This window comes from Glycomyces sp. NPDC048151 (genome assembly GCF_043202775.1).
Classification (GTDB): domain Bacteria; phylum Actinomycetota; class Actinomycetes; order Mycobacteriales; family Micromonosporaceae; genus Glycomyces.
This window is the reverse complement of record NZ_JBIDBB010000007.1, coordinates 34,090-45,636: the sequence shown is the minus strand read 5'-3', so window position 1 is coordinate 45,636 and position 11,547 is coordinate 34,090. Positions and strand designations below refer to the sequence as shown.

Annotated in this window: 11 protein-coding genes; 1 reads left to right on the top strand and 10 read right to left on the bottom strand. The window is 69.7% G+C overall.

Features of this window, described 5'->3' with window-relative positions:
* Window positions 1–145 precede the first annotated feature (145 nt).
* The 6 genes from ACGGCP_RS17635 to ACGGCP_RS17610 all read right to left on the bottom strand — a co-directional run bounded on the left by ACGGCP_RS17635 (window position 146) and on the right by ACGGCP_RS17610 (window position 6,675).
* Complete coding sequence (locus ACGGCP_RS17635; RefSeq protein WP_208498769.1) at window positions 146–502, bottom strand: Lsr2 family protein; 357 nt, start codon at window positions 500–502, stop codon at window positions 146–148.
* A 248-nt stretch (window positions 503–750) separates the two neighbouring features.
* Window positions 751–2,208 carry a lysine--tRNA ligase gene (gene lysS, locus ACGGCP_RS17630; protein ID WP_392968027.1) on the bottom strand — a complete coding sequence of 486 codons (1,458 nt, stop codon included), beginning with the start codon at window positions 2,206–2,208 and terminating at the stop codon, window positions 751–753.
* 247 nt (window positions 2,209–2,455) lie between these two features.
* The gene (gene amrB / locus ACGGCP_RS17625; RefSeq protein ID WP_392967358.1) at window positions 2,456–3,262 is read right to left on the bottom strand and encodes an AmmeMemoRadiSam system protein B; all 807 of its coding nucleotides are present in this window, start codon (window positions 3,260–3,262) and stop codon (window positions 2,456–2,458) included.
* Between the two features lie 23 nt (window positions 3,263–3,285).
* Window positions 3,286–4,473, bottom strand: coding sequence for an AmmeMemoRadiSam system radical SAM enzyme (gene amrS / locus ACGGCP_RS17620; RefSeq protein WP_392967356.1), 1,188 nt, complete (start codon window positions 4,471–4,473; stop codon window positions 3,286–3,288).
* A gap of 131 nt (window positions 4,474–4,604) precedes the next feature.
* On the bottom strand, window positions 4,605–5,699 hold the full coding sequence (locus tag ACGGCP_RS17615) for an ABC transporter ATP-binding protein (RefSeq protein ID WP_392967354.1): 1,095 nt from the start codon (window positions 5,697–5,699) through the stop codon (window positions 4,605–4,607).
* Window positions 5,700–5,928: 229 nt separating this feature from the next.
* A complete protein-coding gene (locus tag ACGGCP_RS17610; protein WP_392967352.1) occupies window positions 5,929–6,675 on the bottom strand; it encodes a hypothetical protein in 747 nt (248 codons plus the stop codon).
* 47 nt (window positions 6,676–6,722) lie between these two features.
* On the opposite strand from ACGGCP_RS17610, the gene ACGGCP_RS17605 reads away from it, so the two are divergent.
* A complete protein-coding gene (locus tag ACGGCP_RS17605) occupies window positions 6,723–7,784 on the top strand; it encodes a UDP-N-acetylmuramate dehydrogenase (protein WP_392967350.1) in 1,062 nt (353 codons plus the stop codon).
* Here ACGGCP_RS17605 and ACGGCP_RS17600 read toward each other — a convergent pair.
* Genes ACGGCP_RS17600 through hemC form a run of 4 tightly spaced genes read right to left on the bottom strand, consistent with a single transcriptional unit; the run spans window position 7,768 to window position 11,533 of the window.
* Window positions 7,768–7,923: a hypothetical protein gene (locus tag ACGGCP_RS17600; RefSeq protein WP_392967349.1), complete on the bottom strand. Its 156-nt coding sequence runs from the start codon at window positions 7,921–7,923 to the stop codon at window positions 7,768–7,770. The genes ACGGCP_RS17605 and ACGGCP_RS17600 overlap by 17 nt on opposite strands.
* 51 nt (window positions 7,924–7,974) lie before the next feature.
* A complete protein-coding gene (gene hemB, locus ACGGCP_RS17595; protein ID WP_392967347.1) occupies window positions 7,975–8,961 on the bottom strand; it encodes a porphobilinogen synthase in 987 nt (328 codons plus the stop codon).
* 22 nt (window positions 8,962–8,983) lie between these two features.
* On the bottom strand, window positions 8,984–10,564 hold the full coding sequence (locus ACGGCP_RS17590; RefSeq protein ID WP_392967345.1) for a uroporphyrinogen-III synthase: 1,581 nt from the start codon (window positions 10,562–10,564) through the stop codon (window positions 8,984–8,986).
* Between the two features lie 21 nt (window positions 10,565–10,585).
* On the bottom strand, window positions 10,586–11,533 hold the full coding sequence (gene hemC / locus ACGGCP_RS17585) for a hydroxymethylbilane synthase (RefSeq protein WP_392967343.1): 948 nt from the start codon (window positions 11,531–11,533) through the stop codon (window positions 10,586–10,588).
* Window positions 11,534–11,547 lie beyond the last annotated feature (14 nt).

Below are 11,547 nucleotides of genomic sequence, written 5' to 3'. Positions count from 1 at the left end.
GGTGCCGGACGGGTACGACACCCGGTCGACTCGCCGTCCCGAACAACGGAACGCCGCCCCGTTTCCCTTCCTCTGTTCGCTTGACGCGAAATACCCGCTCCCCTGAGGGGGAGCGGGCATCGAAGTCGGTTCGCCGGAGGGCTGACTAGTTGTGCGCGGCGTTGTATTCCTCGACGATCGCCTGCGGGATGCGCCCGCGGGGCGAGACGCGCTTGCCGCTGCGCTCGGCCCACTCGCGGATGGCCTTGTTCTGCTCGCGGTCCACGGTCTGGCGGCGCGGGGCGACGGCGCCGCGGACCGGGCCGCGCGGTGCGCCCAGGCTGTAACGGCCGAGTCGGGTGCCGGCCTCCTGGAACTTCTCCAGAGCGTCGCGCAGTTCCTTGGCGTGTCCCGCCGAGAGGTCGATCTCGTAGGCCTGCCCGTCGATAGCGAATTTGACGGTCTCCTCAGCCTTGCTGCCGTCGATATCGTCGATCAGGATGACCTGTGTCTTCTTCGCCATGGCAAATTCCTCTCGAACTGTAGCGACTAGCGCTGCCGGTACAACCGTCCTGCTAGTGCCAGAGCATATACGAGTCCATTAGCGAAGGGAAAGAGGGTGGAGCAGTCGATTTGTGAATACGCGGCTACCGTCCAGGTCACCTGGCTGCTTTTATGGGGCCGAGTCGCCCCCGATCCGGGCGAAAAGGGACCGCGCCGGAGGCGCCCCGAGAAATGGGGCGGCCATCCGGCGCGGTTCCTTTGGCTTTGCTATTCGGGTTTCACCAGCGGGAAGAGGATGGTCTCTCGGATACCGAGTCCGGTGAGCGCCATAAGCAACCGGTCGATTCCCATGCCCATGCCGCACAGCGGCGGGAGGCCGTACTCCATCGCGCGGAGGAAGTCCTCGTCGACGCCCATCGCCTCGTCGTCGCCCTTCGCGGCCAGTCTGGCCTGCGCCTCCAGGCGCTCGCGCTGGATGACCGGGTCGATCAGCTCCGAATAGCCGGTGGCGAGTTCGAAGCCGCGGATGTACAGGTCCCATTTCTCGGTGAGTCCGGGAGTGGTGCGGTGACCGCGCGTGAGCGGGGAGGTCTCCTCCGGGTAGTCGAACACGAAGGTCGGCGCCGTGATGTGGTCGGAGACCAGCAGCTCGAACAATTCCTCCGCGAGTTTCCCGGCGCCCCACTTCGGGTCGACGCCGAGTTCGACTTTCTCCGCGTAAACCCGCAGCGTCTCGAGCGGGGTGTCCACGGTCACTGTTTCTCCGAGCGCTTCGGAAAGGGACCCGAAGAGGGTGATCTCGGCCCACTCGCCGCCGAGATCGTACTGGGTGCCGTCCGCGAGTTCGACGGTCTCGGAGCCGAACACCGAACGCGCCGCGCCTTGAATGAGCGACTTCGTCAAGCCCGCGATGGTGCGGTAGTCGCCGTAGGCCTGATAGGCCTCCAGCATCGCGAACTCCGGCGAATGCGACGAGTCGGCGCCCTCGTTGCGGAAGTTCCGGTTGATCTCGAATACGCGGTCGATGCCGCCGACGACGCACCTTTTCAGATAGAGCTCGGGGGCGATGCGCATGTACAGGTCGATGTCGTACGCGTTCATGTGCGTCACGAACGGGCGCGCGGTCGCCCCGCCCGGCTGCACCTGCATCATCGGGGTCTCGACCTCGACGAAGTCGCGGCCGTCGAGCTGGTCGCGCAGCGAGCGCACGACCTTCGCGCGGTTGCGGGCGTTCGCGCGCGCCTCCGGGCGGACGATGAGGTCGACGTAGCGCTGGCGCACGCGCGTCTCCTCGGCGAGCGGCTTGTGGGCCACGGGCAGGGGGCGCAGGGCCTTGCCGGTGATCTGGAACGAGTCGGCCATGACCGACAGCTCGCCGCGCTTGGAGGTGATGACCTCGCCGGTGACGCCGATGTGGTCGCCGATGTCGACCAGGCGCTTCCAGTCGGCGAGGGCCTGCTCGCCGACCTGGGCGAGGGAGATCATCACCTGGAACTCGGCGCCGTCGCCGTCGCGCAGGCGGGCGAAGCAGAGCTTCCCGCCGGTGCGCACGAAGATCACCCGTCCGGTGGTGCCGACGGTGACGCCGGAGGCCTCGCCGTCCTCGGAGAGGCCCGCGAACTGCTCGCGGAGCTCGGCGAGGGTGTGGGTGCGCGGGTAGCCGAGCGCGTAGGGCTCCTTGCCTTCGGCGAGGAGGGCGGCGCGCTTCTCGCGCCGGATCTGCATCTGCTCGGGAAGGTCGTCGCCGCTGTCGGTGTTCTGCTCGTGCTCGGTCACGCCCTCAAGGGTAGATGTCGCCCGAGCCGGTCAGCATGCGAGTTTCCCCTCATCGCGCCGTGTCACACCGCCCTCGCGGCCCGCGAGACGGCCCGGGCTATAGGGCACGCCCCTTCCCACCCGCATCCACCTCCGACCACCATGTGAAATAAGACGATGCTCCCACAGGGGTCCGACATGCCCGGAAATGCGAAACCTATTCGGCGCAGATGGCGCTCTCGATCGCGAAGGCCGGGTAGCCGACGACGCGGTCGGGCGTGCCCGCCGTGTCGGCCGACGTGGCCAGGGCGAGCTGGCGCGGGCGACGGCCGGTGGCGTCGGCCCAGGCGAGCGTCGCGCGCAGGGCGAACACCCCGCAGGCGTGCTGCGACGCGATCTCGCGCGGCCGCAGGCTGCGGATGGCCTCGGCCGTCGCGGCGTCGATCCGCTCGGCGGTCGCCTGGTCGTGGTAGTGCGACAGGTCCGTGGAGCAGACGATGACGGAGTCCTCGCCCGCCTCCTCGCGGAGCGCGGCGATGAGGCGCGCGCCGTCCGGGGACTGGCTCATGCCGAACGCGACGGGCGTGACCTCGATGTCGGGTCCGAGTGCGACCTGCAGGAACGGCAGCTGCACCTCGAGCGAGTGCTCGGCCTCGTGCGGCAGGCGCGAGGAGCCGACCACGTTGGTGGCCGCGACCGCGACCTCGCCGAGCGGGGTCGCCCAGCGCGCGTAGGGCGCGGCGGCGTGCCCGCGGAGCGGGTAGTGGTGGGAGGGGCCGACGAGGACGACGCGTTTGACGCGGCCGCGGTGGGCGGCCAGGCGGGCGTAGACCTGGGCGGCGACGGGTCCGGAGTAGCGGTAGCCGGCGTGCGGCGCGATGTAGGCGGCCGCGAGCGGTTCGCTCACGGGTCCCACGGCGTCGATGAGCCGCTCGATGTCGGCGCGGAGCAGCCCGGGGTCGGCCGGGTAGAAGGCTCCGGCGACGGCAGCGGGCCGTACGGTGTCTGATTTGATCGAAGGCATCGCAGGTCTTCCGGTGGTGGTTCCTATGGTCGGTGTGAAGGCTCTGGTCGGTGAGCCGTATGTTCGTGTGCCGGTGCTCGTCTGGTTGACGGCGGGGCTATGCGGATCGGTTGCCGCTTGGGACCCCAGTCTCCCGCCGGTCCGTCGAAAACTCCGGGAACGGCCGCGCCGCAACGGCCGCACTGTCCGCTATCCGACACTGCATACCGGTCAATTCGGTACCAATCACGCACTATGAGGGCTTCGCCACAGTCCGCGCAGACCGTGGTCTGGCCTTCGGGGTCGTGCACGTTGCCGGTGTAGACGTACCGGAGCCCCGCGTCGTGCGCGATCCGCCTGGCCCGGCGGAGTGTCGCGACCGGGGTCGGCGGCACGTCGCGCATCTTGAAGTCCGGGTGGAACGCGGTGAAGTGCAGCGGCACGTCGGTGCCGAGCTGCTCGGCGATCCATGCGCATTCGGCGGCGATCTCGCCGTCGGAGTCGTTGTGGCCCGGGATCAGGAGCGTGGTGATCTCGGTCCACACGTCGGTCTCGTGCACCAGGTATTCGAGTGTGTCGAGGACTGTCCTCAGTGAAGCGAACGCGATCTTGCGGTAGAACTCCTCGGTGAACGCCTTGAGGTCGATGTTCGCGGCGTCCATGTGCGCGTAGAGTTCTTGTCGCGCTTCGGGTCTGATGTACCCCGCCGAGACCGCGACCGCCTTGAGCCCGGCCTCGCGGGCCGCGTCGGCGCAGTCCGCAGCGTATTCGAGGAACACCGTAGGGTCATTGTAGGTGAACGCGATCGACCTGCAGCCCAGGCGTTTCGCCGTCGTGGCGAGCGTCTCGGGCTCGGCTTCCGAACTGAGCGTGTCGATCTCGCGGGACTTGGAGATGTCCCAGTTCTGGCAGAACCGGCAGGCGAGGTTGCACCCGGCAGTGCCGAACGACAGCACCGGCGTCCCGGGCAGGAAGTGGTTGAGGGGCTTCTTCTCGATCGGATCGATGCAGAACCCCGAGGAGCGCCCGTACGAGGTGAGCACGATCTGGTCGCCCCGGCGGGCGCGCACGAAGCACAGCCCGCGCTGGCCCTCGCGCAGGCGGCAGGCGCGCGGGCAGACGGTGCACTCGAGGCGGCCGTCGTCGAGGGCGCGGTGGAACCCGGTGCCGACGGTGAAACCGTCGGCGCCTTCGACCCGTGGCCTACGGGGAGTGAGGGTGGCCATACTCATACCGTAGCGCCCGCTCCGTTGCGGCCGCGTTTCGGCTCGGACACGAGCCCGATGCACGCGAAAGGGGTCGTGCCGAAGCACGACCCCTACGGTCTTGACCTGCTAACGGACCCCGATGGGACCCGAGAGCACTAGTTCAGGCGCTCGCCCGTGGTGGCGTGGAAGACGTGCTCGTGGCCCGGCTCCGGGACGACGTACACGGTCTCGGCCAGACGCGGGACGTTGGCCGACTCGGTGCGGACGACGAACCGCTCCGAGGAGCCGTTGTACGCGGCGTGGCCGTACACGTAGGCCTCCGAGCCGAGCTCCTCGACGAGGTCGACCTCGATCGGGATGCCGCCGGAGGTCTCCGAGCCGAGCTTGCAGTGCTCGGGGCGGATGCCGATGGTGACCTGCTTGTCGCCGCCGTCCTGGGTCGCGGCGTCGCGGACCTCGCGCGAGAGCGGGAGGGTCACGTCGCCGAAGAGGCCGCCGGCCTCGGTCAGGGACACGGTCTTCAGGTTCATGGCCGGGGAGCCGATGAAGCCCGCGACGAAGGTGTTCTTCGGCTTGTCGTACAGGGTGCGCGGGGTGTCGCACTGCTGCAGCAGGCCGTCCTTCATGACCGCGATGCGGTGGCCCATCGTCAGCGCCTCGACCTGGTCGTGGGTGACGTAGACGGTGGTGATGCCCAGGCGCTTCTGGAGCGAGGCGATCTGCGAACGGGTCTGGACGCGGAGCTTGGCGTCGAGGTTCGACAGCGGCTCGTCCATGAGGAACACCTGCGGCTCGCGCACGATCGCGCGGCCCATGGCGACGCGCTGGCGCTGGCCGCCGGAGAGGGCCTTCGGCTTGCGGCCGAGGTAGTCGGTGAGGTCGAGGAGCTTCGCGGCCTCTTCCACGCGCTGCTTGATCTCGGCCTTCGGCATGCGGCGCAGCTTGAGGGCGAACGCCATGTTGTCGAAGACGGACATGTGCGGGTAGAGCGCGTAGTTCTGGAAGACCATCGCGATGTCGCGGGACTTCGGGGGGAGGTTCGACACGTCGGTGTCGTTGATGAAGATCGAGCCTTCGTCGACCTCTTCGAGGCCGGCGAGCATCCGGAGCGAGGTGGACTTGCCACAGCCGGAGGGGCCGACGAGGACGAGGAATTCGCCGTCCTGGATCTCGATGTTGAGCTTGTCGACGGCGGGCTTCTCGGTGCCCGGGTAGATGCGCGAGGCACCCGCGTACGTCACTGTTGCCATGATGTTCAGTCCTTTTCCTGGCAGGTACGTGCCAGACGATCCGTGGTAAAAGGCGGTTGTCGCATCACAGAGCGGGGACTTCGCCGGGGCGGCGCGACCCTGCGCTGCGATCACGACCGCGTGATGCGCAGCACCGTGCGGTCGTGAGGTGAGCCTAGCCGCGGGGGAATGCCTTTGCCAAGTGGCAGCCGAACGTTTGTCCGGTTTCCCTCGAAGGTTTACCGAAACGTTATTCGACGCGCAGGGCCTGCAGCAGGCCCTCGTCCCCGGCCACGTCGCAGATCCCGAACGGCAGGCGGCCCCACAGGGCCAGCGCGATGTCCGAGGCCGAGCCCGCCGCGCGGGCCTGCAGCTCGGTGCGCGAGTCGGGCTGGTCGAGCAGCGCGACGCGGCCGCCGCGCAGGCGCACGAACCAGGTCGCGTCCGCGTCTTGGGCGAACAGCTGCACGAGGCCCGAGGCCTCCGGGTGCGCGCCGCGGCGGGCGCCGACCGGCAGGAACGCCTCGAACACTTCGGTGATCGCCTCGGAGGCGAGCGCGGCGGGGACGGGCGCGGTCGCGCCGACGGCCATCTGCACGTCCCAGCGGGCCATTCCGGTGGCGACGGCGACCCGGCGGTGCCAGAACTCGGCGCGCCACTCCACGGGCGCCCACGTCCACGCGGGCGAGTCGGCGCCGCGGGCCTCGATCGCGTCGAGGACGGCGGCGAGGGACTGGTCGAACACGTCGAGGATGGCGGCGCCCTGGGCGGTCGCGGGCGGCGGCTGCGGTAGGTCCTGGTCCTCTGCGGGGCGGGTGAAGAGGGCTTCGACGGCCCAGCGGTACTCGCGGGCGAGCTCGAGGAGGATGCCGCCGACGGTGGAGTCGGGGCGGGAGGGGGCGACGCGGTCGAGGACGCCTGGTCCGCACGCCGAGCGCAGGCCCGCGGCCTCGGTCTTCAACTCGGTGAGGTAGTCGGTGATGCGCAGCTTAGCCATGGTGACCGCCGTTCCTCGTAGCCTGCGTAAAGCTTAGGCTTTCGGGTGTGACACACGCCAGCCCAACGAGCGAGCAGGTCTCGAACGGCCCGATTCCGGGCAAATCCCTCAGCGAGTACACGACGCTGAGGATAGGAGGTCCGGCGCGCGAGCTGATCGAGGCCTCCTCCTCCGAGGAGGCGGTCGGGATCCTGCGCGCGGCGGAGGGGCCGACGCTGGTCCTGGCGGGCGGTTCGAACGTGGTGATCGGCGACGGGGGCTTCGACGGCACGGTCGTGCTCCTGCGCGGCGAGGGGGTCGAAACGGTCGGCGAAGGGCTGGTCCGGGTCCAGGCCGGGCACGTGTGGGACGAGTTCGTGGCGTGGACCGTCGCGAACGGCTTCTCAGGGGTGGAGTGCCTGAGCGGCATCCCCGGTTCGGCGGGCGCGACCCCGATCCAGAACGTGGGCGCGTACGGCCAGGAGGTCGCGAACACCATCGAGTCGGTGCGGGTCTGGGACCGCGAGGCCGACGAGGTCCGCGACTGGTCCCCCGCCGAATGCGGGTTCGCGTACCGCCACAGCGTCTTCAAGCACTCGGACCGGTACCTGGTCCTGAGCGTCGACTTCCGGCTCGAGGCGACGGGCGAGTCCCAGCCGATCGCCTACGCCGAGTTGGCGAGGCGCTTGGGCGTGGACGTGGGCGACCGGGTGCCGCTGAGCGACGCGCGCGAGACGGTCATCGCCCTCCGCAGGGGCAAGGGCATGGTCCTGGACGAGGGCGACCACGACACCTGGAGCGCGGGTTCGTTCTTCACCAACCCGATCATCAGCGCCGAAGACCTCCACGAGGTCGCCGAGCGGGCCGGAGGCGAACCCCCGCACTGGCCCGCGGGCGACGACCGCGTCAAGGTATCGGCGGCCTGGCTCATCGGAGCCGCGGGCTTCGAGAAGGGCCATCGGCGGGGGCCGGTCAGCCTCTCGACGAAGCACACCCTGGCCCTCACGAATCGGGGCGGCGCGAGCGCGAGGGACCTCTTGGGCCTCGCAGCCGAGGTGGCCGACGGCGTCGAGGACGCCTTCGGCATCAGGCTCCACCCCGAACCGGTCATGGTCAACGCGGCAGCGTAGGCCGACCAGTCGCGACCTTCTCGATGAGCGCGCGGACGAACGCCTCCGGGGACATCGAGTGCCATTCGGCGTGAGCCCTCAGGCGCTCATACAACCCGTCGGGCATATCGATCGTCAGGTCGCCGCAGTCCTCGTCCACTCCGCCACGGTATCGAGCAGCTTCGCGGCCACGCGCGCGCAACACGGCGAGCTAGCGGAGGAGGGCTGCCGCTTCCAGGGCCGCGTAGGTGGCGATGACGCCCGCTCCGGCTCGTTTGATGCTGGTGAGGGATTCGAGGACGGCGGCGTTGCGGTCGATCCAGCCGCGTTCGGCGGCCGCCACGATCTGGGCGTATTCGCCGCTGATGTGGTACGCGGCAACGGGAACCGGGCTGCGCTCGGCCGCGGCCTTGACGATGTCGAGGTACGGGAGCGCGGGCTTGACCATGACGATGTCGGCGCCCTGCTGGATATCGAGGTCGATCTCGTGGAGCGCTTCGGTGACGTTCGCGTTGTCCTGCTGGTAGGTGCGGCGGTCGCCCTGCAACTGGGATTCGACCGCGTCGCGGAACGGGCCGTAGAACGCGCTGGCGTACTTCGCGGCGTAGGCGAGCAGGCCGGTGTCGGTGTGGCCCGCTTCGTCAAGGGCCACACGGACGTAGCCGATCTGGCCGTCCATCATCCCGGAGGCGCCGAGCAGGTCCGCGCCCGCTTCGGCGAGGGCCAGGCCCATCTCGCCGTAGCGCACGAGCGACGCGTCGTTGTCCACAGTGCCGTCGGGGCGGAGCACGCCGCAGTGGCCGTGGTCGGTGAACTCGTCGAGGCACAGGTCGGGGATGACGACGAGGTCGTCGCCGACCTCCTCGCGGATCGCCCGCGTGGCGACGTTGAGGATGCCGTCCGGATCGGTTGCGGCCGAACCGATCGCGTCGCGCACGAGCGGGATGCCGAAGGGCATGAGCCCGCCGATCCCGGCCCGCGCGGCCTCGACCGCGAGCTTGCGCACCGAGTCCACCGAGTGCTGGTGGACGCCCGGCATGGAGGCGATCTCGACCGGCTCGGTCAGGCCTTCCTTGACGAACACCGGCAGGACCAGGTCCGCGGGGTGGACGCGCGTTTCGGCCACGAGACGGCGAAGGGCCGCAGTGCGTCGCAGCCTCCGAGGGCGGATGACCGGGAACTCGGGACTGTTCGGCACTGCGACCACTTCCTTTGCGTAGCTAGCGGAACCTCAGGGCGGTCGGGCCCTGGATCTTCTGGCCCCGGCGGGTCTTGATGGGGCCTTCGGCCAGGCGCTGCTTCAGCTCCATGGCGTACTCCGCGAGGGCCTCGATGAGGTCCGGCACGGAGGCGTTGTCGGGCTTGGCGTCCACGCGCAGGCCGAACTCGGTCGCGGTGTCCGCGGTGGCCGGGCCGATGCACGCGACGACGGTGCGCTGGTGCGGCTTGCCGGCGATGCCGACGAGGTTGCGCACAGTGGACGACGAGGTGAAGAGTACCGCGTCGAAGCCGCCGGACTTGATGGCGTCGCGGATGTCCGCGGCGGGCGGCGAGGCGCGCACGGTGCGGTAGGCGGTGACGTCGTCGACCTCCCAGCCGCGCTCGGTCAGGCCCGACACGAGGGTCTCGGTCGCGATGTCGGCGCGCGGCAGCAGGACCCGGCCGACCATGTCGAGGATCGGGTCGTGCGGCGGGAACACCTCGAGGAGGCCCTCGGAGGACTGCTGGCCGGTGGGGATGAGCTCGGGCTCGATGCCGAACTCGCGCACCGCGTTCGCGGTGGCCTCGCCGATGCAGGCGATGCGCAGGCCGCCGAAGGCGCGCGCGTCGAGGCCGTGCTCCTTGAACTTCTCCCAGATGGCCTTCACCGAGTTCTGGCTGGTGAAGACGATCCACGCGTAGCGGCCGTCGACGAGGCCCTTGATGGCCCGCTCCATCTGGGCGGGCGTGCGCGGCGGCTCGACGGCGATGGTCGGGACCTCGCACGGGATGGCGCCGTAGGCGCGCAGGCGCTCGGACATGATGCCCGCCTGCTCCTTCGTGCGCGGGATGAGGACCTTCCAGCCGTAGAGCGGGCGGCCCTCCCACCAGGCGAGCTCGTGGCGGTCGTCGACGCCGGGGCCGATGGTGAGCACGACCTGCCCGGCGTAGCCGAGGGCCGCCTCCACGAACGTGTCCACAGAGGACGTGGTGGTGTACTCGGTCTCGCCGGTCGCGTCGCCCGTGACGGCCACGGCCGTCTCGCCCGAGACGCCGCCCGCGAGCAGGATGTCGCGCAAGGACGACAGGTCCGAGACGTCGGCGGTGACGGTGAGGCTGCCGCGCTTGATCGCGTCGGCGATCATGAGCGGCTCGATCGAGGCGATGTCGTCGATGTCGATGACCGTGCGGATCTCCCCCGGAGGCATGCCCGCGTACACGGCGACGGCCTGCGCGTGGCTCATGCCCGGGATGACCTCGAAGCGGGCCTGCTCGGCGCTGGCGGCCTTGATCTCGGCCTTCGCGAGCCGGTTCGGGTACGCGTCGCCGACGATGAGGCGGGCGATGTTCTCGCCCTCGCGCGCCGCGGCGGCCATGAGCTTGCCCTGGTCGCCCGGGGAGGACTCGATGAGCTTGATCCTCGAGTCGTCGCCGTTGAGCTCCTTGGCGGTCTCGATGAGCGACTGCGGGAGCGACCGGTCGTAGTAGACCCGGTCGGCCTCGCGGATCGCGTCGAGGGCGCGCTTGGTCAGCAGTCCCGGGTCGCCTGGGCCGGTCCCGACGAAACGCACACGGCCCACCGGCTTACGGGCACTGGTCATGTTCTCTCCATCAACAGTCGTCTAAAGCTTCTTCAATAGTTGCTCGGCGCCGGCCTCGAGGAGGTCGTCGGCCAGCGCCCGCCCCACGGCGGCGGCACGGGCGGCCAGTTCGGCGGCGCCCGCATCGCCTGTGTCGGGGAGAGCGGCGGTGGTCGAGAGCCGCTCGATGACGGAACCGTCCTCGGCACCGACGGCCCCCCGCAGATACAGGTCGACCTCGTCCGGTGAGGCGCCTTCGGCGACATCGGCGAGTGCGGCGACGGGAGCGCTGCATCCGGCTTCGAGTCGTTGGAGAAGGGCGCGTTCGGCGGCGACGGCGGCCTGTGCGTACCGGTCGTTGAGCTTACTTGAGATCCGCGCAGATGTCATGTCGGCTTTGCGGCATTCGACCGCCAATGCCCCTTGTGCTGGGGCGGGAAGCATCACTAGCGGGTCCAGGTATTCCGTGATCTCCGCCTGGCGTCCGATGCGGCCGATGCCCGCCGCGGCGAGGATCACCCCATCGAGGTCGTCGTGGATGCGGCCGATGCGCGTGTCGATGTTGCCGCGGATCGGGACGCATTCGAAGCCGCGTCCCATGGCGTTGAGCTGCGCGATGCGCCGGGGCGAGCCGGTGCCGATCCGCGCGCCCGGGCCCAGGTCGGCGAGGGTGCGGCCGCCGGAGGCGACGAGGACGTCGCGCGGGTCGGCGCGCGGGGGCACCGCGATGACGAGGTGCTCGGGCTGGGCCGTGGGCAGGTCTTTGTATGAGTGGACGGCGATGTCGATCTCCTCGCGCTCCAGCGCCTCGCGCAGCTGGTTGACGAAGACGCCGACGCCGAGCTGGGCGACGGGAACGGTGGTGCCGTCTCCTGTGGTCTTGATCTCGACGAGTTCGACCTGCTCCCCCGAGAGGCGCGCGATCTCGTCCGCGATCATGCCGCTCTGCGCGAGCGCCAGCTTCGATCCCCTGGTCCCGACTCGGATCACAGGTGGTTTCCCTT

Bases quoted from the DNA above. Each gene is read 5' to 3' on its own strand.
- lysS (WP_392968027.1), bottom strand. From the start codon at position 2,208: ATGCAGATCCGGCGCGAGAAGCGCGCCGCCCTCCTCGCCGAAGGCAAG.
- ACGGCP_RS17615 (WP_392967354.1), bottom strand. From the start codon at position 5,699: ATGGCAACAGTGACGTACGCGGGTGCCTCGCGCATCTACCCGGGCACC.
- amrB (WP_392967358.1), bottom strand. From the start codon at position 3,262: ATGCCTTCGATCAAATCAGACACCGTACGGCCCGCTGCCGTCGCCGGA.
- ACGGCP_RS17610 (WP_392967352.1), bottom strand. From the start codon at position 6,675: ATGGCTAAGCTGCGCATCACCGACTACCTCACCGAGTTGAAGACCGAG.
- amrS (WP_392967356.1), bottom strand. From the start codon at position 4,473: ATGAGTATGGCCACCCTCACTCCCCGTAGGCCACGGGTCGAAGGCGCC.
- ACGGCP_RS17590 (WP_392967345.1), bottom strand. From the start codon at position 10,564: ATGACCAGTGCCCGTAAGCCGGTGGGCCGTGTGCGTTTCGTCGGGACC.
- ACGGCP_RS17635 (WP_208498769.1), bottom strand. From the start codon at position 502: ATGGCGAAGAAGACACAGGTCATCCTGATCGACGATATCGACGGCAGC.